18 protein-coding genes are annotated in these 24403 nt (G+C 55.4%); 13 read left to right on the top strand and 5 right to left on the bottom strand.

The window, feature by feature from the left end:
* Positions 1-84: 84 nt before the first annotated feature.
* A complete protein-coding gene (locus ACXJJY_RS06930; protein WP_456386305.1) occupies positions 85-702 on the top strand; it encodes an L-threonylcarbamoyladenylate synthase in 618 nt (205 codons plus the stop codon).
* A gap of 216 nt (positions 703-918) precedes the next feature.
* Here the strand turns inward: ACXJJY_RS06930 and ACXJJY_RS06925 are convergent, their stop codons facing one another.
* The 4 genes from ACXJJY_RS06925 to ACXJJY_RS06910 form a co-directional block, all read right to left on the bottom strand.
* Complete coding sequence (locus ACXJJY_RS06925) at positions 919-1200, bottom strand: HU family DNA-binding protein (protein WP_267927241.1); 282 nt, start codon at positions 1198-1200, stop codon at positions 919-921.
* A 123-nt stretch (positions 1201-1323) separates the two neighbouring features.
* The gene (locus tag ACXJJY_RS06920; RefSeq protein WP_456386303.1) at positions 1324-3063 is read right to left on the bottom strand and encodes a 30S ribosomal protein S1; all 1740 of its coding nucleotides are present in this window, start codon (positions 3061-3063) and stop codon (positions 1324-1326) included.
* Between the two features lie 429 nt (positions 3064-3492).
* The gene (locus tag ACXJJY_RS06915; RefSeq protein ID WP_456386301.1) at positions 3493-4176 is read right to left on the bottom strand and encodes a hypothetical protein; all 684 of its coding nucleotides are present in this window, start codon (positions 4174-4176) and stop codon (positions 3493-3495) included.
* A gap of 34 nt (positions 4177-4210) precedes the next feature.
* Positions 4211-5386, bottom strand: a complete 1176-nt coding sequence (locus ACXJJY_RS06910; protein ID WP_456386299.1) for a type IV pilus twitching motility protein PilT — start codon at positions 5384-5386, stop codon at positions 4211-4213.
* A 203-nt stretch (positions 5387-5589) separates the two neighbouring features.
* Here ACXJJY_RS06910 and ilvD point away from each other — a divergent pair, with 203 nt between their 5' ends.
* From ilvD to ACXJJY_RS06895, 3 genes are read left to right on the top strand one after another with little or no spacing between them, the layout of a single operon-like run.
* Entirely contained in the window at positions 5590-7419 is a 1830-nt protein-coding gene (ilvD, locus tag ACXJJY_RS06905; RefSeq protein ID WP_456386297.1) for a dihydroxy-acid dehydratase, read from the top strand.
* A gap of 7 nt (positions 7420-7426) precedes the next feature.
* Positions 7427-8149, top strand: a complete 723-nt coding sequence (locus ACXJJY_RS06900; RefSeq protein ID WP_456386295.1) for a rhomboid family intramembrane serine protease — start codon at positions 7427-7429, stop codon at positions 8147-8149.
* Positions 8150-8169: 20 nt separating this feature from the next.
* Positions 8170-8613, top strand: a complete 444-nt coding sequence (locus ACXJJY_RS06895) for a LysE family translocator (RefSeq protein ID WP_456386293.1) — start codon at positions 8170-8172, stop codon at positions 8611-8613.
* A 59-nt stretch (positions 8614-8672) separates the two neighbouring features.
* On the opposite strand, the gene ACXJJY_RS06890 is transcribed toward ACXJJY_RS06895, so the two are convergent.
* A complete protein-coding gene (locus ACXJJY_RS06890) occupies positions 8673-8954 on the bottom strand; it encodes a hypothetical protein (RefSeq protein ID WP_456386291.1) in 282 nt (93 codons plus the stop codon).
* Between the two features lie 3 nt (positions 8955-8957).
* Here ACXJJY_RS06890 and ACXJJY_RS06885 point away from each other — a divergent pair, with 3 nt between their 5' ends.
* The 9 genes from ACXJJY_RS06885 to cas2 all read left to right on the top strand — a co-directional run bounded on the left by ACXJJY_RS06885 (position 8958) and on the right by cas2 (position 24021).
* Positions 8958-14093, top strand: coding sequence for a RecQ family ATP-dependent DNA helicase (locus ACXJJY_RS06885; RefSeq protein WP_456386289.1), 5136 nt, complete (start codon positions 8958-8960; stop codon positions 14091-14093).
* Positions 14094-14605: 512 nt separating this feature from the next.
* Positions 14606-16339 (top strand): hypothetical protein, encoded by a 1734-nt coding sequence (locus ACXJJY_RS06880; RefSeq protein ID WP_456386287.1) that lies wholly within the window; start codon positions 14606-14608, stop codon positions 16337-16339.
* Positions 16340-16342: 3 nt separating this feature from the next.
* Complete coding sequence (locus ACXJJY_RS06875; protein ID WP_456386285.1) at positions 16343-18571, top strand: CRISPR-associated endonuclease Cas3''; 2229 nt, start codon at positions 16343-16345, stop codon at positions 18569-18571.
* A gap of 11 nt (positions 18572-18582) precedes the next feature.
* Positions 18583-19245 (top strand): type I-C CRISPR-associated protein Cas5c, encoded by a 663-nt coding sequence (cas5c, locus tag ACXJJY_RS06870; protein WP_456386283.1) that lies wholly within the window; start codon positions 18583-18585, stop codon positions 19243-19245.
* Positions 19242-20978: a type I-C CRISPR-associated protein Cas8c/Csd1 gene (gene cas8c / locus ACXJJY_RS06865; protein ID WP_456386281.1), complete on the top strand. Its 1737-nt coding sequence runs from the start codon at positions 19242-19244 to the stop codon at positions 20976-20978. Before cas5c ends, cas8c begins: the two co-directional genes overlap by 4 nt.
* Positions 20979-20980: 2 nt before the next feature.
* Positions 20981-21871: a type I-C CRISPR-associated protein Cas7/Csd2 gene (cas7c, locus tag ACXJJY_RS06860; RefSeq protein WP_456386279.1), complete on the top strand. Its 891-nt coding sequence runs from the start codon at positions 20981-20983 to the stop codon at positions 21869-21871.
* Between the two features lie 191 nt (positions 21872-22062).
* Positions 22063-22695 carry a CRISPR-associated protein Cas4 gene (cas4, locus tag ACXJJY_RS06855; protein ID WP_456386277.1) on the top strand — a complete coding sequence of 211 codons (633 nt, stop codon included), beginning with the start codon at positions 22063-22065 and terminating at the stop codon, positions 22693-22695.
* A complete protein-coding gene (gene cas1c / locus ACXJJY_RS06850) occupies positions 22692-23723 on the top strand; it encodes a type I-C CRISPR-associated endonuclease Cas1c (RefSeq protein WP_456386275.1) in 1032 nt (343 codons plus the stop codon). The genes cas4 and cas1c overlap by 4 nt, the downstream gene beginning before the upstream one ends.
* Before the next feature lie 7 nt (positions 23724-23730).
* Positions 23731-24021: a CRISPR-associated endonuclease Cas2 gene (gene cas2, locus ACXJJY_RS06845; RefSeq protein WP_456386273.1), complete on the top strand. Its 291-nt coding sequence runs from the start codon at positions 23731-23733 to the stop codon at positions 24019-24021.
* Positions 24022-24403 lie beyond the last annotated feature (382 nt).

Raw genomic sequence — 24403 nt, 5'->3', positions numbered from 1 at the left:
TATTTGACCTTGCACTGTAATCAGAAGGCTTCGTCCGGTTCGGCGACCACGTAACCGGCTGCCAGGGTTCACCCGCATTTTTCCATGGCTTCATTACTCGAAATAAATCCATACAATCCCCAGCCCCGGCTCATCGCCCGTGTTGCCGATGTTCTCAAGAGAGGCGGAGTCATCTGTTATCCCACTGACACCATGTACGGCATCGGCTGCGATATCTTCAATCAGAAGGCGGTCAAGCGGGTCTATCAGATCAAGAAACGGCCCAAACACAAACCGTTCTCTTTCATGTGTCCGGATCTGAAGGACATCGCCAGGTACAGTCATGTGGGCAATACGGCCTACCGGTTGATGCGCAAGAACCTGCCCGGTCCTTACACATTTGTTCTGCCCGGAACCAAGCTGGTGCCGAAAATCATGCTGACCAGGCAGAAGACCGTTGGCATCAGGGTGCCGGACAATTCCATATGTCTGGCCATCATCGAGGCCTTGGGCAACCCGGTTCTCAACACTTCGGCCATGCGCGAGGACGATGACGAGCCTGTGATCGATGCCTATGATGTGGCCGACCGATTCGGCTCCCAGGTGGATCTCATAATCGACGGCGGCGAAGTCTTTCCCAACCCGTCCACCATAATCTCCCTCGTCGACGATCAGCCAGAGATCCTGCGCGAGGGCAAGGGCGACATCTCCGCATTCCTGTAGCAGGAGCATAGCATAACCTGCCTCTTCTTTCCTCCCGGCTCTCTCCACTCTTGCTGCGAACAGTGGAATTCGACAAAAAAGAGACAACTTATTTTTCCAGGGAAAGCGTTGTTATCCTTTTTGGCGGAGGTGCTGTGGGTACTGAACTTTGGTGTTAAAAAAATAAAAAAGCCGGGGCCAACAGAGCAGCCCCGGCCAAGACCTGGTTTCCTGCTATTACTCCTCGATAAGCACTTCCTTGAGTGATTTACTCATGGTGAAATGAAGTGTTTTGCGGGCAGGAATATTCATCATTTTGCCTGTCTTCGGATTCTTGGTTGTGCGCGGCTTGCGCGTCCGGACGGAAAAACTGCCAAAACCACGGATTTCCACCCGGCGTCCATCAACCAGCGCCTGGGATATTTCTTCCAGGATAATGTCCACTGCCCGGGCGATATCCTGTTTGTAGTACCCGCCCAGCTGCTCAGCAACTTCATTAACCAGTTCCCGTTTAAGCATCGTCTCTCTACCTCTTTCAAAGCCAGGGCAAAGGCACAGAGAAGCCCCTGTTCTGGCAAAATGGGAAAAGGGTATTGGCCATAAGCCAAATACCCTTATAATTCAACACGTTGCAATTTAATGTTATTTGCCCGAGTCGTCGTCTTGCCCTTCGGCAGCCGCCTTTTTCAAGAGGTCGCCAAAGGTGGATGGGGCCGCAGTCTCTCCGGCCTCGTATTCCGAAGGCATGGAACCGGTTTCATCCTTCTGCTCGAGCGCCTTGATGGACAGGCCGATCTTGCGGTCATCAGGTGATACATTGATGACCATTGCCTTGAGGGTGTCGCCGACATTGAACATGCCCACCGGTGTCTTGACCTTTTCGCGGCTGATCTCGGAGACATGGACCAGTCCTTCGATGCCTTCCTCAAGCTGCACAAACACTCCGAAATCAGTGACATTGGTGATCGTGCCTTCCACTGCGGAGCCAGTGGGGTAGTTGGTCAGGGCCGCCTGCCACGGATCCGGCTGCAGTTGTTTGACACCAAGCGAGAACCGTTCGTTTTCCTTGTCGATCTTCAGGACGACCGCCTGGATGGTCTCACCCTTGGCATACTTCTCGGACGGATGCTTGATCCGCTCGGTCCAGGAGAGATCAGATACGTGAATCAGGCCGTCGATGCCTTCCTCGATACCGATGAAAATACCGAAATCGGTGATGTTCTTGATCTTGCCCTCGATGATGGATCCGACCGGATAGTTTTCCTCGACCACATCCCACGGGTTGGGCTGCAGTTGCTTCATGCCCAGGGAAATACGTTTTGTCTCGGCCTCGACCTTTAGTACCTGGACCTCTATCTCGTCGCCCACGGTAACCATTTTGGAGGGATGGCGCGGCTTCTTGGACCAGCTCATCTCGGAGATGTGAACCAGTCCCTCGACACCTTCCTCAAGCTCCACGAACACACCGTAATCGGTGATGGAAACTACCTTGCCCTTGACCCGGGATCCAACGGCATAATCTTCCGGTACCCGTTCCCACGGGTCGGATTTGAGCTGCTTGACACCCAGGGAAACGCGGTCGTTTTCCTTATCGTATTTGAGGATCTTGACCTCTATTTCATCGCCCACATTATAAAGCTTGGACGGATGCGACACCCGGCCCCAGGAAAGGTCGGTGATATGACACAGGCCGTCCATGCCGCCGAGGTCGATGAACAATCCGTAGTCGGTGATGTTGGTGATGGCGCCCCGGATGGTCTGACCTTCTTCCAGGGTGGAGCGCATCTTCTCGCGCAGTTTGGCCCGTTTCTCTTCGAGAATGGCCCGGCGGGAGATAACCACGTTGTTGCGTTTGCGGTTGAACTTGAGGATTTTGAACTCGAAGGTCTTGCCGATGAGGCTGTCCAGATCCTTGACTGGACGCAGGTCGATCTGCGAATAGGGCAGGAAGGCCGGAACCCCGATGTCAACAGACATGCCGCCTTTGACCCGGTTCTCGATACGGCCCTCGATGGTGCCGTCTTCTTCCTGGATTTTTGCTATCTTTTCCCAGACTTTAATGGCAATGGCTTTTTCACGGGAGAGCTGCAGGCCGCCCTCTTCCTTGCGTTTTTCTATGAATACCTCGAACTTGTCACCGATCTTGATTTCCCGGTCCGGATCCTCGTGGCGGAATTCTGAGAGCGGGATGTAGCTCTCCGCCTTGTCCCCCACATCGATGAGTACGGCATCGTTGTTGATATCAACGACGGTGCCGATCGCTACCTCTCCTACTTTGATAACGGTGTTGTTGTCTTCCTGCTCGAAGAGTTCAGCAAAGCTCATCTCCTCGGTGCCATTTTCTGCTGCCGCCATGGCGGGCTGAGTTCCATTTTCAGTCATGGGTTGCACTTCCTCTGTTGACCGGCACATGCCAGCCGTTTGAGATTATCGGGGTAAAAAGTTAAATAAAAATACTGCCCCTCCACGGGCAGTACTGTTTGCCTGCACTCAGTTGTTTTCGGCTGGCCCAGAAATGAATCGAGCCCGGTGGCTTTGCCCGGACGGGGTTATCATCCTGGAGGCACTTGCTGCCTGGCCTGTCCCGGTCAGCATAAAAACAGGAAGGGTTTCACCCGTCTATGCCATCCTGGGCAGGAAACCATTTAAAATGATTTGTTTTTTTACTGCAGTTCCAGTGAAACACTCAGTTCAGGTATAAAATACCTCTATTACCAAAGTTGTTTTCGAAAAACAACTGTTTCCTGTTGAAAAACTGTCTTTTTTTTGCATGGTTTTTCAAGTGGGCGTATCCTGATCCCTGTTGGCAGATCAGCGTTTGCCATGGGCACCAAGTTCTTCCAGCAGGGGGCCGAAGAGTTCTTCATACTCCGGAATGGCTTTGCGCAAAATGGTGTCGAAATATTTGAGGTCCTTATCGTTGACGACGAGGTTGGCGCTTAATGACAGGGCCTGAAGGTTGTAGAGGGAGTGAAACTCCGGACCCATGAGAATATAGAAAACATACCGCCGGCGATCCATCGCCATTTTTCGCATGAACTGGTGAAAGGTGGATTCGTCCAGACTGTTTCCCTCGAAGCGGCTGTGCAGGACCACGCAGGCAAAGTTGACAAACTGCATCCGTTCCCGGGCGTTGGCAACGGAATCGGCAATCATGACCTGGTATCCAACCGACTCCATGGCGGTCTTCAGTTTTTCGCTCATTGTCGGATCCGGATGCATGATCAGGGCCATGGGCACGTCCTGGATCTTTTCGTCGGTTTCGAAGCGGCCATCCTTGAGCCAGTTGATGTCGGGTGGTGGGGGCGGCCGCAGGCCGGGATTTTCTTTGACGGTGGTGTGTTCCGGGCCAAGCCTGATGGCCTGGTGGCAGTTGGGACACTTTATGCTCAGGCTTTTTCCCGATTCCAGCCGGGCCAGCGCCTGCTGAAGCCTGGTCTTCTGCGCTTGGGAGAGATGCAGGTTTGTCTGACAGTGGGGGCAGGATGAAATCATGGAGCTTTGTCTCTACTCTTTTTGGTTGTTACGGTCAGGACCAGCCGAAGGGGTCCTTTTCGTCCTGTTCCACGGCCAGTCCTTCGATGTCCGAGGTCTTTTCGCCCCGGGCCGCCTTGATCGTATCCAGGCCGCGCTTGATTTCGCTCCGATGCGAACAGTAGGCAATGGCCGACTCCTCGGTGATCAGACCCTGTTCGTAAAGTTCCAGCAGGTGCTGGTCAAAAGTACGCATGTCGTGGGCCGAGCCTTCCTTGAGCACGTTGTAGAAAGTCTTTTCTTCGGTTTCGCCGTTGAGGATGAGATCCTTGATCCGTAGAGAGGTGCAGAGGATTTCCAGGGCCGCGATCCGGCCGCCGCCGATTCTGGGCGGCAACCGCTGGCTGACGATCCAGCGGATGGTATCCACGAGCCGGTTGCGGATCTGAGGCTGTTCATCCTTCTCGAACATGCCAAGAATCCGGTTGATGGTCTGGCCGGCATCGATGGTGTGCAGGGTGGAAAAGACCACGTGCCCGGTCTCGGCCGCGGTCAGGGCAATTTCCAGGGTCTCGCGGTCACGGATCTCGCCGACCAGGATAACCTTGGGCGCCTGGCGAAGCGCGGCCCTCAGGCCGCCGGCAAAGGTGTCGAAGTCATCGCCCATTTCACGCTGGTTGAAGGTGGCTTTCTTGTGGGGGTGGATGTATTCGATCGGGTCTTCCAGGGTGACCACATGGATGGCACGTTCCTCGTTGATGCGATTGAGGATGGCTGCCATGGAGGTCGTCTTGCCGGTACCGGTGGCGCCGGTGAAGAGGATGAGGCCGTTTTTTTCCCGGGCCATTTTCTCAAAGGCTTCGGGAAAGTCAAATCCGCTGATGGACGGTATTCTGGTCTCCAGCTTTCGCAGTACCGAAGTGAAAAAACCCTTCTGGGTGAAGATATTGACCCGGAAACGGGCCGTGTTTTCCAGGGAATAGGAGAGGTCGCAGGAGCCCTTGGTGATCAGGTCGCGCAGCAGGCGGCGGTTGCCGCCGATGAGATTGAGGGCGAAGACCTCGGCCTGGAAAGGAGTCAGCTCGGTGACCGGCGGCTCCACGTCCGCCGGTACCAGCACCCCGTCGCTCTCCACCTGAAGAGGGCGGCCCACGGTGATGTTCAGGTCAGAAACCCGGCCGTGGGTCTGCATCATGGCTGTGATCCAATAATTGATTTCCTGCTGTTTCATGGATATTGGCTGAGGTTAACCGGAATCTGTCCGTGATTGTTTCTTGTTTAAAATGGTAATCCAGGTAAATGTCAAAAATAATTTTCCGTCACGGTCCAGGGAAAAATTGACAAAGTACTCTGATTAGGTACTATCTCGTGCGCAGGATAAAATACAAGAAAAAAATCGAAAGAGTGATTTTAAGTTAAGGAGAAGTTGACATCATGGCTATTTCACTTCGCAGCGCGGTGACCACCCAGGGGCGACGAATGGCTGGAGCCCGGGCTTTGTGGCGGGCAAACGGCATGACAGAGGAGCAGATCGGGCGGCCGGTCATCGCGGTGGTCAACTCGTTTACCCAGATGGTGCCCGGGCATGTGCACCTGCATGAGATTGGCCAGCAGGTGAAGAAATATATCGAGGAGCAGGGCTGCTTCGCCCCGGAGTTCAACACCATCGCCATTGATGACGGTATTGCCATGGGCCATGATGGCATGCTCTATTCCCTGCCGTCGCGGGAGCTGATCGCGGACAGCGTGGAATACATGTGCAACGCTCATAAAGTCGATGCCATGGTCTGCATTTCCAACTGCGACAAGATCACCCCGGGTATGCTCATGGCGGCCATGCGGCTCAACATCCCGGCCATCTTCGTCTCGGGCGGACCCATGGAGGCCGGCCATGCCGGCGACAGGGCCCTGGACCTGGTGGATGCCATGGTCCTGGCCGGAGATGCCTCGGTATCCGATGAGGAGATCGCGGTCATCGAGCGCTCGGCCTGCCCCACCTGCGGTTCGTGTTCCGGCATGTTCACCGCTAACTCCATGAACTGCCTCAACGAGGCCCTGGGACTGGCCCTGCCCGGTAACGGTACAGTGGTGGCCACCCATCGCAACCGGCTGGGTCTTTTTGAAAAGGCGGCCCGCAGGATCGTGGCCATGTGTGAGGCATGGTATGACAACGAGGACGCCTCTGTTCTACCGCGCTCCATCGCCACCCGGGCCTCGTTCATGAACGCCATGGCGCTCGATATCGCCATGGGCGGGTCCACCAACACAGTGCTGCATATTCTGGCCATTGCCAACGAGGCCGGGGTGGATTTCACAATGGCGGATATCGATTCTCTTTCCCGCAAGGTGCCCAACCTGTGCAAGGTGGCGCCCAGCTCCCATTATCACGTGGAAGACGTCAACCGGGCCGGGGGTATCCTGGGTATCCTCGGTGAGCTGGACCGGGCCGGGCTTGTGGATACCTCGGTCTTCCGTGCCGACGGTCTCTCCCTGGCCGAGGCCCTGGACCGGTATGACATCATGCGCGACACCGTGACCGGCGAGGCCATTGAACTGTATCGCTCGGCCCCGGCCCGGACGGGCCGTAACCTGGTCATGGGGTCGCAGGATACCATGTATGACGAACTGGACCGGGACCGGGCCGGCGGTTGTATCCGTGATCTGGAACACTGCTACTCAAGGGATGGGGGACTGGCCGTGCTTTACGGCAACATTGCCGCAGATGGCTGCATCGTCAAGACCGCCGGCGTTGATCCCTCAATTCTCCATTTCAAGGGTACGGCCCGGGTGTATCACTCCCAGGAGGACGCCTGTGAGGGTATCCTCGGTGGCGAGATCAAGGCCGGGGACGTGGTTTTCATCCTCTACGAAGGGCCCCGGGGCGGACCGGGCATGCAGGAGATGCTTTACCCCACCTCCTATCTGAAATCCATGCATCTCGGTGCCGAGTGCGCATTGGTCACCGATGGCCGGTTCTCCGGCGGCACTTCGGGCCTGTCCATCGGCCATGTGTCGCCCGAGGCGGCCGGTGGTGGAGCTATCGGCCTGGTTCGCAACGGTGATCCCGTGGATATCAACATCCCGGAGCGGACCATCAACCTGATGATCTCCGAGGACGAACTGGCCCGCCGGCGGGCCGAGGAAGAGGCCAGGGGCGAGGCCGCATTCACACCGGACCGGGAGCGGACCGTGTCCCCGGCCCTGCGCGCCTATGCCCATTTTGCCGCCTCTGCCGACAAGGGTGCGGTGCGGCTGGTGCCGTAGCAGGGACATGTTTCCTCTCCATGACGTAAACCCGACGGCAAGAACGCCGGTCACGACCATCGGCATCATTGTCGTCTGTGTGGCTTCGTGGGTGTTCCTCCAGGGCTTTGGCTCACCCCATGCCCTGGCCCGCTCGCTGTGTTATTTCGGCCTGATTCCCGGTAAGGTTCTGGGCCTGGTGCCGCCGGGAACCCAGGTCCAGGTCGGCCGGGACCTGTACTGCGTGATCGAGGGTCAGGGTGGGATCTATACCATCTTTACTCACATGTTCATGCACGGAGGATGGTTTCATCTGATCGGTAACATGTGGTTTCTTTGGGTCTTTGGCGATAATGTGGAAGACGCCATGGGACCTGTTCGTTTCTTCACCTTCTACCTGATTTGCGGCCTGGCCGCGGCTGCCGCCCAGACCGTGACCCAGCCTTCATCGATCCTGCCCATGGTTGGTGCTTCCGGGGCAATTGGCGGAGTGATGGGCGGTTATGCCCGGCTCTACCCTCACGCCAGGGTGCTCACCCTTGTTTTTCTTGGCTTTTTTATTACCACTTTCGAGGTGCCGGCCATTGCCATGCTTGGCTACTGGTTCCTGATCCAGTTGCTTGGCGGATTGCCAGCCCTGGCATCCGCCGGTGGCGGGGTGGCCTTCTGGGCACATATCGGCGGGTTCCTGGCCGGGCTGTTTCTGGTCGGTTCCTTCGTCAATCCGCAGTATTACCGGTTTCGGGCCTGATCACTGTCTGGGTGGAACGTATGGAAAACTGGCCCATCTTCGTTGCCACGGTCACGCTCCTGGTGCTGACGCCGGGACCGTCGGTGCTGCTGTCCCTGTCCCACGGCATCCGCTATGGCAGCCTGAAGACGCTCCAGACCATTGTCGGCAATGTCAGCGCCAACGCCATTCAGATCGTCCTGGCCTCGCTGGGCCTGGGTTTGCTGCTGAAAAACATGCCCCTGCTGTTTCACGCGGTCAAATGGATGGGCGTGGGTTATATCCTCCTCCTGGCCATCCGGCTCTGGAAACAGGATGCACCGCTCAGGCTCCGGCAGGAGGATCGCCACGACACCGCCCTGGCTCGCGCTGTTGCCAAAGCCCTGGAAAGAAAACAGCGACTTGGCCACTACGCCGTGATTATGCGCAATGGCAAGCCTGTTCGTATGGCGCCTGAGCAACTGGCTCAATCAAGAGAAGGTTAGACATTGGCCCTGCATCCCGACTTTCCCGATTCCCCGCACACGGTACTGGACCCGGAGATTCACTGGTTTCCGGCCGATGAGGCGCTGTGTGACACCGGCATGGAGCAGCTGATGCCGCCCACTGGTGGTGCCGCTTCGCAAGGAAGGTCAAGAAATTCCGCGACAGCGGTACGTGGGCGCATCCGATACCAGCCGTAGCCTTTCTCGACGACCACTCCTGGCTCCTGCCCCATGCCGAGTTCTATCTGGCTAAACAGCCGTACCGGTTTGAGATGGTGAACAATCCCTGTCAGGATTTTCTCAAGAGCTGCCTGCTCCTTGATATTGAAGTCAACGAGCATGGGGTGATCTATGCTTTGGCCGGTATATTGGGAGATGAGATTTTTCTCTGCAGGCCAGGCAAGAGGATCACCCCTGAGACGATTGAAGAACTCTCCGGGTTTGCTTCGGATGCCAGGTTCCTGCTCGGTCACAATATCATCGACCATGATATCCCCCGTCTCAAGGCAATTGCCCCCGGTCTTCCGCTGCTGAAAAAACCGGCCATCGATACCCTTGTTCTCTCCCCCCTCGCCTATCCGGCAAACCCCTATCATCGATTGGTGAAGGATTATCAAATTGTCCGGGACAGCATGAGTAATCCTGAACAGGATGCCCGTCTTGCCGGGCGCATCTTCTGTGAGCAGTGGCAGGCGCTGGTGGAGCGGTTTGCAGCCGGTGATGAATCTGTTGTTCACTATCGCGGCTTTCTGGAGCAGAGCAGGCCGTTTCGTGGTACTGGTGAATCGCTTGCGGCCATGGGGATTCCTCTCTTGACCGGTGCAGATCTTTTTGAGGCCTTTGGCTGGTTTGCCGGCAAGCATGGCTGCAGGACAGCCGCGCAGCAACTGGTGAATGAACTCCACGATGGGGTTGGAGAGCCTGTTCTCTATGCCTATGTCAGTGCCTGGTTGTCGGTTGCGGACGGAAACTCCATTCTGCCACTTTGGGTGAGACGCCGTTTTCCGCAGATTACGACAGTGCTGCGTACGTTGCGGGATGTGGACTGCAGGGATCCCGCCTGTCCTTACTGCAGCGAGCATTTTGATCCGCAGGGCTACCTGGAACGATACTATGGTTTTCCGTCCTTTCGTCCACATCCGGCAACAGAGACCGGGGAAAGCCTGCAGGGGGAAATTGTCCGGGCTGCGGCCGGCAACAGGACCATGTTTGCTGTTCTGCCGACTGGTGGCGGCAAATCGCTTTGTTACCTGCTGCCGGCAATCATGCGCTACAGGCGATGTAATCAACTGACCATTGTCATCTCGCCCCTGCAGGCCCTGATGAAGGATCAGGTCGATAACTTCTGCCGGCAGACAGGAACCAGGCTGGCAGCAGCGCTTTACGGCATGTTGACCCCGGTGGAGCGGGCGGAAGTCATCGAGGCGGTGCGGCTTGGTGATATCGGTATCCTCTACGTCTCGCCGGAACAGTTGCGCAACCCTTCCTTTCTTTCCACGGTCCGCCAGCGCGAAATCGGTGCCTGGGTATTTGACGAGGCGCATTGCCTTTCCAAATGGGGCCACGATTTCCGGCCGGATTATCTCTACGCCATCCGGTTTATTCGGGAACGGGCAGAGGAGGCACAGGCGGCAATTCCTCCAGTACAGTGTTTCACAGCCACGGCCAAGAAGGATGTCCGCCGGGAAATCGTTGACCTTATCCAGTCAGAGCTTGGAAAAAAGGTAGAGCTTTTTGAAGGCGGCCATGAACGGACCAATCTCAGCTACCAGGTGGTAAGTGCAGAGACCAGTGAAAAAAATCGTACCATTCTCAGTCTGCTGCAGGAGCGATATGAAGAGGGTAAGGGCAGCGTTGTCATCTACTGTGCCACCAGGAAAAATACCGAGCTCCTGGCTGAGTTTCTGGCAAACCAGGGCTATACGGTGGAACCCTTTCATGCCGGACTCGAGGTCCCGGTAAAAAAGCGTCTGCAGGAGGCTTTTATCAGCGGGGAATTGCCGATCATCTGTGCCACCAACGCCTTTGGCATGGGAATCGACAAGGAGGATGTGCGGCTGGTGATCCATGCCGATGTCCCGGGATCGCTTGAAAACTATCTCCAGGAGGCGGGCCGTGCAGGACGGGATCTGAAGCAGGCGGAATGTGTGCTGGTCTTTGACGAGCAGGATATTGAAAAACAGTTTCAGCTCTCCTGTTTTTCCCGCCTCGCCCGAAAGGATATCAGCCAGATCCTGCGTGGGATTCGCTATGCCGCAAGAGGAACCAATGAGGTGGTGATGACCGCGGGAGACATCATCCGCCAGCAGGTGGTCGAGCTCAATGAGGTGGAGAAAACAGATCCCGAGACTCGGGTACGGACAGCACTGGCCTGGCTTGAACGTGCGGGTTTTCTTGAACGTAACGAGAACTTCACCAGGGTATTCCAGGGCAGGCCCCTGGTGAAAGATCTTGCAGAGGCTCGAAAAAAGATTGCGGACCTGGGGCTTTCCAGACGGCAGCAGGAGCGGTGGCTTGTCATCCTCAGGGAGCTCATGCAGCAAGACAGGCAGGATGAAAGTTTCAGCGCCGATGAGCTGGCAGGTTATTCTGCGTTTGAAAGGGACAAAGATGAACCAGGGGATGAAACCGAAAGCCAGAGGGTGTTGAAAACCCTGCACGACATGGCCGAACAGGGACTGCTCACCAAGGAAACCACCCTTTCGGCCTGGCTGCGTTACAAGGTGAAAAACAGTGCGGAGAAACAGTTGGAGACCATCTGCGCACTGGAGTGGGACTTTGTCGATCTTCTCAGCAGTGAGGCCTGGGATGCGGAAGTTGAGCAGCATCTGGAGCTTGATCTTCGTCAGGTGAATCAGAAGTTGATAGATCAGGGAAGCACGGCTTCCAATCCCGAGGTACTGCAACATCTGCTTTACGGTCTGGGCAGGGATGGACGAGGGCTTGCGGGGCAGAAGGGCTCGCTGAAAGTTAAAAAAATCCAAGGGACCCGCTATGTAGTTTCACTGCTTCGAATCTGGGAGGATATCAAAACAACCATGCATATCCGTCAGCAGTCTGCCCGGGTGGCGCTGGATGTCATTCTGCAGGCTGTTGAAAAAGATCAGAAGCCAAGTGCCACTCTCATGGTCACCTTTACCCTGGAACGAATTATCGAGAGCTTGAAGGCGGATCTGACCCTGCTGCCGCTGCTGAAAAATCCCCTGGCCGCCGCGGAACGGGCTCTGACCTTCATGCATGAGCATCGGGTTATTGATCTGCAGCAGGGGTTGGCTGTTTTTCGACAGGCCATGACCATCCACCTTCACCCGGAGGCAAGGTCACGGCGCTATCTCAAAAAGGATTTTGAACCGCTTGAGACGCATTACAAAGAGCAGAACTTCCAGATCCATGTGATGAACGAGTATGCCCGCCAGGCACTGCTGAAGATCAGTTCTGCCATGCGGCTGGTGGCCTCATATTTCAACGACGACAGGGAGAGTTTTCTCAAACGGTTTTTCCCCGGTAGAAAGCAGAGCATTTTACGGGCCACAAGTGAGCAGTCCTGGGAAAAACTGGTGGTTTCTTTACGTAACAGGCATCAGCAGAAAATTGTTTCTGCACCGGCAGGGCAGAATATGCTGGTTCTGGCCGGACCGGGAGCCGGCAAGACCAGGGTGGTCATCCACAGGGTAGCCTATCTTCTGCGGGTTGAGCGGGTACGACCGACTTCGATACTCGTACTCTGCTTTAACCGGGCGGCTGTGGTTGACCTGCGCAGCAGGCTGCGTGACCTTGTGGGGGATGAGATGTCACGGGTGACGACGTTGACCTTCCACGGGCTGGCCCTGAGGCTGACCGGCCGATCTCTTGCGGTTGCGGAAAAGGGGAGAGGGCGGGAGGATATTGATTTTGCTGAACTGATCCGGGATGCCAATCGTTTGCTCAGGGGGGAGGGGGCGTCGCTTGGTTTTCAGGAAGGGATGGAGCGGGATGTTCTGGTAGGACGCTTCAGCCATCTGCTGGTTGACGAGTACCAGGATATTGACGCGGATCAATACGAACTGATTTCTCTGCTTGTCGGCAAGAGCCTGGATGAGCAGGATCAGAAGATGTCGATCCTGGCAGTGGGCGACGATGACCAGAACATCTACCGGTTTCGCGGGGCCAATATTGAATTTATCCGCAGGTTCAGGGAGGACTATCAGGCAACGATCTATCATCTCACTGAAAATTTTCGTTCCACCGGTCATATCATCAATGCCGCAAATCTGCTTATAGAGAAGAATCGCGACAGAATGAAGAGCGACCACCCGATCCGGGCAAACAAAGCCCGTGCCATGCTGCCTCCGGGCGGGCAGTTGGCAAACCTTGATCCTCTTGCCCGTGGCAGAGTGCAGATACTGAAGGTCAAGGGAGAAGAGGTCCAGGGGAGCGCAGTGGTTGAGAGTCTGCAGCGGCTGAGAACCCTTGGTAATGGGTTTGACTGGTCCGGGTGCGCTGTGCTGGCACGCGACTGGCGCAGTCTGTCACCGGTCCGGGCCGCGTTGGAGGCGGCCCGGATTCCTGTCGATGTCAACTGGGGAGGCGAGAGTTCCTTTCCACGTTTGAGCCGAATCAGGGAAAATGCACAACTGCTGGAGTTTCTTAGGGAAAACCGGAACAGGAGTCTGCGGGTTCAGGAGCTTTTTTCTTTCCTGCCCGATGGGGAAGCGGGAGACAACTTCTGGCAGGCCAACCTGCGCCGACTGCTGCATGACCTGAAGCAGGAGGTCGGCGATGTGAATCTGGCTGTTTCCCGGATTGAGGAGTATCTTTACGAAGGGCTTGGGGAGCAGGCCCGGAGCAGAAGTCTCGGCTCGGGCGTCTTTCTCTCCACGGTTCACTCTGTCAAGGGACTGGAGTTTGAGCATGTTCTGCTGCTTGGTACAAACTGGCCGGGAGGGAACCCGGAAACTATGGAAGAAGAAAGAAGACTCTTCTATGTCGGGATGACCAGACCACGTGTCAGCCTGAGCCTTTTTAAGGTCCAGGGCCATCGACATCCCCATCTTCACGGATTGCAGGGCGACTGTTTTATTGAGCGTGAGGTGACAGGCAGCAAAACAGGTACGTTGCCGGCATGGGACAGGGTGGCTCTGCTGGGAATGAAGGACCTTTTTCTCGATTTTGCCGGTATTCGCAGGGAAAATCATCCTGTACGTATGGCCGTCAGTGGACTGGAAACCGGTGATCTGCTCAGTTGTTGCAGGGAAAACGGATTGATACTCCTGAAAAACAACCAGAACGTCCCGGTTGCCAGGCTGTCAAAAAAGGGGCAGGCCCACTGGCAATCAAGGCTCGCTACCATCCATTCCGTGCAGGTGGTTGCAATGGTCCGCCGCTTCCTCGACGATGTCTCAGATCCGGCCTTCAGGGAAAAATGTTACGGAACCTGCTGGGAGTTGCCCATTGTCGAGGTGAGGTATCAATCCGGCAAGAGTTTGATTTGTTCATTATGATGTCCCCTGAAGAAAACATGAAAAAAGCCTCATGCGAATCGTTCCGCATGAGGCTTTTCCTGAATGCCACCTTTTCAGTGCATCGGGGCCGGTGTTTCTTTGACCGGTGACGCCCCTTGCCGCCCGCCCGGTTGATCAGGGCCACCACGCCCCAGTCCCGGGCAGTCACCTTTTTGCTCTTTTGTCTCTTCTTCATTGACTGTTCCTTCTTGTTCATGCATTGCCCTGTCAGAATATCTTTCCTTCAATATAAGTCCTGTTTCCTGGTTTGCAAGCCGTCTGTTCTGTTCCACCCAATGAAAAATCGTCATATTTCGCCTCAAAATAGGTAGATATACCTATATGAAAGACCGTTCTCCTTGCGTATAATTCATTTGAAAAAGAATGAAAAAATCAGGGGGTGCTCACTATATGAGACTGCGGGTGGGGTAGGATGGGAATGTCAAGGGAAGCAGACAGAAGAAATACGTGTAGATCGTGCTGGTAAGACCACATCCTGGAGGAAAATGGAGATGACCGGAGAAAAACTGCCATTACGGCCGTATCTCGAGAAGGTGGAAAAGATATGCAGCGGCCTGAAGAAAAAGGAGCTGATAGCCCTGATTGTCGCCATGGCAAGTGAGGAAGATTCGGACAACCGGCAAAATTATCTGTCCAGGCTCATGCGTTGTCTTCCTGACGGGAAATCGGTTAATGACCGGAACCGGCCGGGGCAAACGGAGCTGCTTCTCGAAAAGGTTCAGGAGCTTGAAAAAAGCATCCTGGCGAGGATCACTTCCATAGAGGATGGCTCTTACTGGGATGATCCCGATGATGACTGTGGTTCTGACTATTATTACGATGACGATCCAGAGTGCCTGAGCGATGACCAGCGGTTTGAGCTGGTGGGATTTCTTGAAACGGCCGGGAAATATTTTCTCCAGGGTGAGCTTGCGGAGGCCAGGACGCTGTATGCTGCTCTTTTTTCCCTGATTTCCAAGGTGGAAGAATATGGCTTTCTGCCTGATATCGGTGTGGATATCAGGGAAGCCCATGCCAGGTATTGCCGGGCGGTGTATGAGACGGCAAGTCTTGAGGAGAGGGCACAGAAAATGGCCGTGGCCATGAAGATTGATGAGCCTGGCTGTGATTTTGAAGTGTTCCGGGAGAGGGACATGGCTCTGCTCCGGGATGTTGTTGAGTCCCAGGTCGGCGAGATGCCTGGCATGGCGGATTTTCTGCCGCAATGGCAAAAGGTTCTGGCCGCAAAGGGACATGCGCCGGACCGGCTTGCCCGCCTGCGCGTTGAGGCGGCGTTCCTGCAGGACGGCATTGCCGGGGTGCGCAAACTTGCCCGCAGCTGGAAGAAAGGACAGCCTGTGGGCTATCTTGCCTGGCTGGAGCATCTTGCGGCAGACGAGGAGTGGCGCCAACTGGCCGATGCGGCCCGGGAGGCCCTTGCCATCCTGCCCGCCGGCCCTGCCCGCCGCCGGGCCGCGGGATATCTTGTCGAGGCCGGCAGGCGGGGTGGCGAGGATGATCTTGTCCTGCTGGGCAGGCGCGAGGCTTTTGTGTCCTCGGTCAGTGCGGCAGACCTGCTCCATCTCGTGGCTGAAGCCGAGTGCCGCAATGTTCGCAAACAGGAAATCGCCCGCGCCATCGACATTATCCGGGAAAGAGACATGGAAGATTATCAGTCCAGGCTATTGCTGGCAAGGGCCTGTCTTATGATCGGAGATCTTCTGTCACTTGCCGCCCTCTGCAAGGGAGAGAAGGTCTATGGCTGGTCGGGCGGATCGCCCGGAGCCCTTATGTTTTGTGCGGTTTTGTACTGTAACGCCAGGGGAGACAGCCGCTGTGTCCTGATTAACAGAATGCTGGCCGACTACGCCGACAGCGTGCTGTGGTTTGATTCAGACCCTGATGGCGAAGAACCTGTCACCTCCTTTTATGAACAGATTGTCAAGGGTCTGGCTGAAATTGACATCACGAGGGAGGATTTTACCCGCCATCAGGCGCCGACCATGCAGAACGGACGGAAAAGGGTGGAGTATATCGTCTCAAGGAAATACCGCAACGCCTACAACCGGGCTGCCTGCACCCTGGGAGCCATGGCCGAGATGCTTGTGGTGCAGGGAAAGAAGCAAGAGGCTGAAGCGCTGCTGCATGAATACTACTACAAGGTCTTCAATCGCTATTCCGCCTTTCGGCGTGAGGTCCGTGAGGCTATTACCACCTCACCGCTCATTACCGGTATGGGGATTTGAAAGATGAAATATTATGCTCACAGTCTGGAAGGCAAATCTCCGGAAAATTGGCAGGAGCTTTCCAAACATTTGAAAAATGTCGCTGAGATGGCGGCGGACTTCGCCCGCCCGTTCGGAGGCGAGGACTGGGCGTATCTGGCCGGGCTCTGGCATGATCTGGGCAAGTATTCGGATTCTTTTCAGAAGAGGCTTTATGACGCCAACGGCATTGAATGTCATATCGAAACCCAACCGGGCAAGGTTGTTCACTCTGAGGCGGGTGGTCATCTGGCTACGCTTAACGGCTGGAAGGGGGCTGACCGGGTGCTTTCCTGGCTCATTATGGGCCATCACGCCGGGTTGACCGATTACGAGCCGGAATATGTTGGCGCCAAGGCCTTATCATCCAAAATGTCAGCCATCGACCGCTCGGTAGAAACATTGGCCAATGTTCCGGAATGGATAAGGACGCAGGCCTTACCTCCTCCTCCTGAAAAACTGCAAAACGGCGCCGATCCATCCTTCTTTATCCGGATGCTCTTCTCCTGCCTGGTGGATGCTGATTTCCTTGACACCGAGGCCTTCATGGATCAGGGCAGGGCGGCGTTACGCAGTGAAGACTATCCAGGGCTTGGTGACTTACTGGAAGATTTTGACGCATATATGGATCTACTTTGCAAAAAGGCCAGGCAGACGCCGGTCAACACTATTCGGGCGGAAATTCTGGCCCGGTGTCGCCAAGTTGCCGAGCAAAAGCCATCTGTATTTTCCCTGACGGTTCCCACCGGCGGGGGCAAAACCCTGGCGTCATTGGCATTCGCCCTGCGTCACGCAGTCAAGTACGAGAAAAGTAGAATCATCTATGTGATCCCCTATACCAGCATTATAGAACAGACCGCGAAAGTTTTTGGCAAAATTCCCGGCTTTGAAAAGGCGGTGGTGGAACATCACTGCAATATTGCCGAAACCGGCGAGGACCGGGAGACGGCCCGCAGCCGGCTGTCTGCGGAAAATTGGGATGCGCCCTTAATTGTCACCACCTCGGTGCAGTTTTTCGAGTCTCTGTATGCCTGTCGATCCAGCCGCTGCCGAAAACTGCACAATATCGCAAACTCGGTAGTAATTTTTGACGAGGCCCAATGCCTGCCCCCTGAATACCTGAGGCCGGTGGTCTTTGCTATCCGGGAACTGCAAAAGCACTATCGGGTCACGCCACTCTTGTGCACCGCCACCCAGCCGGCACTGAACAAAACAGAATCCTTCGATTTCAGGTTCAGAGAGGGATTTGATAGTCCGCCGCAGGAAATTGTTGATAACCCGGATGAACTGGCAGCCAGACTGAAGCGGGTAGAGGTCGTTATCCATGAGAAAGGGTTTTCACCGGTTTCGCTTCCGGAACTGGCAGAAGATCTACAGGCCGAAAAAAAGGCGCTTCTCTGTATCGTCAACCGCAGGGATGACGCCCGCGATCTGGCCCGCTTATTACCGGAAGGCATCACCCTGCACCTTTCCACCAATATGTGCGCTGCCCATCGTCTCAGGGTCATGGATGATATCCGAACGAGATTGAATGACGGCGAAGGGATAAAGGTTATCAGCACCTCGCTGGTGGAAGCAGGAGTAGATCTCGATTTTCCAGTGGTTTACCGGGCTCTGTCCGGGCTGGATTCCATCGCCCAGGCGGCGGGCCGCTGCAACCGGGAGGGGAAACTCACTTCTGGCCGGACCGTTGTTTTTATGCCGGAAAAGCAGCCCGGTTATGTTCGACTGCCGGCCGGGATTGCTTCCGAAATCCTGAAGGATAGCCCTGACAATATGCTTTCTCCCGGTAATTACGAAAAATATTTCCGTCATCGTTTTTGGCTGCTGGGGGAACAGGCCCTCGACCGGAAGGGTATTATGCCGCTCTTTGCCGGAAGAATGAACTATTACTATCGGACAGCGGCCGAGCGGTTCCGGTTGATTGATGATGATTGGCAGGTGAGTGTGCTTGCCCCCTGGGACGAGGCGGTCGAACTCTTGGGCCGGTTAACTTCTGAACCCTGGAACCAGAGAATGCTGCTTCGTCGGCTTGGCCGATACTCAGTAGGTATTCCCCAAAAATTATTTGCGCCGCTGGCGGCCAGGGAATATGTGAGGGAAAGCGGTTATCCCGGCCTCTACCTGCTTGACAACACCCTGTATGATAAGAGGTACGGCTTCGTCCCTCCGGATGAGGCCACGGATATTGATCCGGAACAATTCATGATTTAGAGGAGGTGCCTATGAGCAGAAGCAGTCCTTTCCGGTTGAAGGTGAGCGGCGTTAATGCCTGTTTTACCCGGCCGGAAATGAAAGTGGAACGGGTGAGTTACGATATAATGACCCCATCGGCGGCCCGTGGCATTATAGAGGCCATTTTATGGAAACCGGCCATTGCCTGGCGAATTTTGCAAATTGATGTCTTGCAGCCGATTCGCTGGGAATCAGTACGCCGCAATGAAGTGGGGGCAGTGATTTCAACGGCAAGGGCCAAGACAGCCATGAAACGCGGCCAGGGCAATCTCGGACTATATGTGGAAAAGGAACGCCAGCAGCGGGCCGGATTATTTTTGCGGGATGTGGCCTATGTCATCCATGCTGATTTCGAGATGACCGACAAGGCCGGGCCTGATGATAATGTCACTAAATTTGAGCAGATGTTTATTCGCCGGGCCTCAAACGGTCAATGTTTTCACCGTCCCTATTTTGGCTGCCGTGAATTCCCGGTGGACTTTGAATTTCTGGCCAGGGACGCCGAGCCCCCCGCACCTATACCGGACAGCCGCGATCTCGGCTGGATGTTGTATGACATGGATTACACCGGCAAGGAGCCCATGCCCCGATTTTTTCATGCTGTCATGCAACACGGGCGGGTGGATCTCCGAAATGTGGAGGTGCGGTCATGATTTTGAAGGCATTGGCGGATTATTACGAACGGCTGCTTAATGATCCGGAAAGCGGTGTGGCCCCTCCCGGCTTTGAGAGAAAAGCCATACCGTATCTCATTGTGCTTGATAAAGATGGCCGATTTATCAACATTCGTGACACCCGCACCGGGGAAGGCAAGAAAAAAACAGCTCGTGACTTCATTGTCCCGCAGGGAGAAAAAAAGACATCTGGGATCAAGGCCAATCTTCTATGGGATACCCCCCAGTATGTCTTTGGCATTCCCAAAAGCGATAAGGAGAAAGACCGAAAGAGGGCGGCGGACTCCCAGAAGCAATTCCTGAAGAGAATCGAGGATACTTTCCCTGATGATATAGATGATGAAGGAATCAGCGCGGTAAGAAAATTTTTACAAGCAAAAGACTTTACCCTGATTTTTAGCCATGAGCTCTGGCTGGAAATTCTGGAGACAAAAGCCAATATCACCTTCATGCTGGATGGAGATACCTGTCTGGTCCCGCAACGACCACAAGTTATGAAGCATCTTAGAGAAATTGAAGATAGGGGTGGAACTGGACAGCCTTGTTTTATCACCGGCAAGACAGACATCCCGGCAGAGTTGCACCCATCTATAAAAGGAGTATGGGGAGCCCAATCGTCCGGGGCTAACATTGTCTCCTTCAATCTGGACGCTTTCCGATCCTTTGGCAAGAAAAAAGGATTGAATGCACCGGTTGGGCAGAAAACCACCTTTGCCTACACCACCGCATTAAACACCCTTTTGGCAAAAGGCTCCGAACAGCGAGTTCAGGTGGGGGATGCCAGCACGGTCTTCTGGGCCCAGGAGAAACATGAATTTGAAGATGATTTTTTCCTGTTTCTTGGAGAACCCACCAAGGGCCAGGATCCAGATTACGGTCCCTTGCGCTCCCTTCTTGCGGCGGTACGAACCGGAATCCCTCCTGGAGAGGACACTATGCCGTTTTATGTGCTCGGCCTTGCTCCCAACGCTTCCAGGATTGCCATCCGCTTCTGGTACGAGGGCAGTGTCCGTGACCTGAAAGAGAAGATCGCCCAACATTTTGAGGACATAGATATTATTAGGGCTCCGCATGACCGGGAGTTTCTTTCCCTGTTTCAGCTACTTGTTGCTACGGCTGCGGAAGGAAAAGCTGACAATATTCCTCCCAACCTCGGCGGCGAGGTTGCCCGGTCGGTGTTGAATGGCTCTGTATATCCCCGCACCTTGCTTGCAGGCGCAATCCGCCGTTGTAAGGCGGAACAAAAGGTAAATCGAGTTCGTGCGGCGTTAATAAAGGCTTTTCTGGTTCGGGAAGCTCGAATTCGAAAATCAAAAATAAAGGAGGTTGGCAAGATGTTGGATACATCAAACGACAATATCGGATATGTGCTCGGCCGCTTGTTCGCCGTGCTGGAGCACATCCAGGAGCAGGCCCATTCCGGGCTCAACAAAACCATACGCGATACCTATTTCAGCGCTGCCACCAGCAGCCCGCTGGTGATCTTCAAACGTTTGCAGGAACTGGCCGTTCACCATCTGGCCAAGATCAGAAATTCTGGCAAAAGTACGGTGTGGCTTGACAAACTTTTGGGCGAGGTGATGGGCAAAATTCCGGCTTCCGGGATACCAGCCACCCTTGCCCTGGAGGATCAGGGTCGCTTTGCGGTGGGCTATTACCATCAGAGGCAGGATTTTTTTAACACCAGTAAAAATAGCGAGAAAGGAGAATAATCATGAGTGAGGCAATCAAAAACCGTTATGAATTTGTCCTGCTTTTCGATGTGAAAGACGGCAATCCCAATGGCGACCCGGATGCCGGCAACTTGCCGCGTGTTGACCCCGAGACCGGTCACGGTCTGGTCACCGATGTCTGCCTGAAGCGCAAGGTGCGCAATTATGTAGGTCTGGTGCATGGCGAGCAGCCTCCTTATGAAATTTATATCAAGGAAAAGGCTGTTCTTAATTTGCAGCATGTGCGGGCCTACAACGCCACGAATCATGAAGATGAACTTGAACAGGACAAGAAAGGACACTGGAAGTCCAAAGGCAAAGGCAGCAATAATGAAGCCCGGCAATGGCTCTGCGAAAACTTTTACGACATCCGTACATTCGGCGCGGTCATGTCCACCGGGGTCAACTGCGGTCAGGTTCGCGGACCGGTGCAGTTCGCCTTCGGTCGCAGCATCGACAGAGTGTTCACCGGCGAACACAGCATAACCAGGATGGCTGTGGCCACGGAAGGTGAGGCCGAGTCCCAGGGCGGAGACAATCGTACCATGGGCCGTAAATTTACGGTTCCCTATGGGCTCTACCGTGTTCACGGCTATATCTCCGCTCCCCTGGCCAAACAGACCGGCTTTTCCGAGGAGGATCTGGAACTCTTGTGGAACGCCCTGCAAAACATGTTCGACCATGACCGCTCCGCGGCCCGGGGCGAGATGGCAACCCGGAAACTCATTATCTTCAAACATGGCTCCGAACTCGGCAATGCCCCGGCCAGCAAACTCTTTGACCTGGTAACGGTTGAGAAAACCTGCGCCGCCGCCCCGCCCCGCTCGTTTGCCGATTATTCGGTGACCGTGGGAGCGGCTCCGGATGGAGTTGAATTGATCGAAAAAATCTAACTGACATGTTTCGTGTTGACCTTTTTGGGCAACGAAAATGAAGGGAATCATGCGACCAGGGAGAAAACGGCGTGCAATTTATTCAAGGACGGAGGGTTTCGCGAGGGAGTAGTTTTAATCGCGGCCAGTGATCCGGGCCAGGAGGAGATCCTGGTGCGGCTGATTACCCATTTGATTTCCGGGGAGTAGTGATGTTTGCTGAAGACGATCTCCTGCCTCTCTCCGCCCTGCAGCACCTCCTCTTCTGCGAGCGGCAGTGCGCCCTGATTCATGTGGAGCAGCTCTGGGTGGAGAATCTTTTTACCGCCCAGGGGCGGCTGATGCATGAGCGGGTGGATGGCGGCGGCCACGAGAGCCGGGGCGATGTCCGTACAGTGTATGCCATGCCCCTGCGCTCCGTGCGCCTGGGCCTGGTTGGCAAGGCCGATGTGGTGGAGTTTCACCGGCAGGGGTTGGGTGAGTGGCTGCCCTTTCCGGTGGAGCATAAACGGGGCCGGCCCAAGAAGGAGAACTGGGACCGGGTGCAGCTCTGTGCCCAGGCGATTTGTCTCGAAGAGGCGCTGGGCGTCGAGGTGCCGGAAGGGGCCCTGTTTTACGGCAAGAACCGGCGGCGGCACAAGGTCGTGTTCGACAGTGTCCTGCGGGTCAGGACAGAAGAAACAGCGGCCCGCCTCCACGAGCTTATTGCCTCGGGCCGTACCCCGCCGCCGTTGTATGACAAAAAATGCGATTCCTGCTCTTTGAAGGAATTCTGTTTGCCGAAAACCCTGGAAAAACCTTACCGGGTGGAACGGTATCTCAAGCGGATGATGGCTGACCAATGAAAAACCACCTCAATACCCTGTTTGTCACCACCCAGGGAGCTTATCTCGCCAAGGAGGGCGAGACCGTGGCTGTCAAGGTGGGGGGCAAGGTACATTTGCAGCTTCCCATCCACACCCTGGACGGGATTGTTTGTTTCGGCCAGGTTTCGTGCAGCCCTTTTCTCATGGGATTTTGCGCGGAGCGGGATGTCTGCATCAGTTTTCTGACCGAAAATGGCCGGTTCCTGGCTCGGGTTCAGGGCCCGGTCTCTGGCAATGTCCTGCTGCGCCGGGAGCAGTACCGCTGGGCGGATGATCCGGAGCGATCGGCGGCCATTGCCAGGGCCGTGATCATCGGCAAGATTGTCAACAGCCGCAAGGTGCTGCATCGAGTGGTGCGTGACCACCCGGACAAGGTGGACACCGTTGCCGTACAACAGGCCGTGGACCGCCTGAAGTCCATCCTTATGCATGTCCGCGTCGGCACCTCGCTCGACAGGCTGCGGGGTTACGAAGGGGAGGGTGCCAGGGTCTATTTTCGGGTATTCGACCACTTGATTCTCTGTCGCAAGGAGGAGTTTTTCTTTGAAGAGCGCAGCCGCAGACCACCCCTGGATCGGGTCAACTGTCTGTTGTCGTTTCTCTATACCCTGCTTATGCATGATGTCCGCTCTGCTCTCGAATGCACCGGGCTTGATCCGGCAGTAGGGTTCCTGCATCGGGATCGGCCGGGCAGGCCTGGTCTGGCTCTTGACTTGATGGAAGAATTCCGGCCCTACCTTGCCGATCGCCTGGCCCTGTCCCTGATAAATCTCGGGCAGGTCAAAAGCAAGGGCTTTCGGAAGATGGAAACCGGGGCTGTGGTGATGGACGACGATACCCGCAAGGCCGTGCTGGTGGCGTATCAAAAGCGCAAGCAGGATGTGGTGACCCACCCGTTTTTGCAGGAGAAGATGTCCATTGGCCTGCTGTTCCATACTCAGGCCCTGCTTCTGGCCCGGCATGTCCGGGGCGATCTGGACGGCTATCCCGTGTTTTGCTGGCAGTGAGGTGTTTATGTTTGTGTTGGTGAGTTATGATGTGTCCACCACTGACAAGGCAGGCCGGCGGCGTTTGCGCAGGGTAGCCAAGGTTTGCAAGAACTATGGTCAGCGGGTGCAGTTTTCCGTGTTCGAGTGCCTGGTCGATCCGGCACAATGGACCGTGATGCGCCAGCAGTTGATTGATGTGATCGATCCGGAGACCGACAGCCTGCGTTTTTACTATCTTGGCTCCAACTGGAAGCGGCGGGTGGAGCATGTGGGTGCCAAACCGGGAGTGGACCAGGAAGGATTGTTGTTGGTTTAACGGCATGAGTAAAAGGAGGTGATGGTCTGAAGCGTTTGAGGCGTTGCGAACCCGTAGCGGGCACGGTTTTCCGTGTAGGTTCGCAGATTGGTTATCTGGTTGTGTTCTAAAGGTTTTTTTATTGTTGGGTGATAATGCAAACAGAGTGTTGCCATGCAGTTTGAGAGGTTCGCAAAAAAAATGCTTTTCCTCCTTGTCAGCTCTGCCAGAAAAAGCTGACAGTCGCCCCCCACGCGGGGGCGTGGATTGAAACCATCCTGTGGTGGTAATTTCATCGACCCTGTCACGTCGCCCCCCACGCGGGGGCGTGGATTGAAACCTGAGTTGTGGGAAGTGTATAACCGATACGCCGAGTCGCCCCCCACGCGGGGGCGTGGATTGA

The organism is Desulfolithobacter sp. (assembly GCF_054025815.1).
Note: the sequence above shows the minus strand (reverse complement) of the source record. Positions and strands in the feature narration are given on the sequence as shown.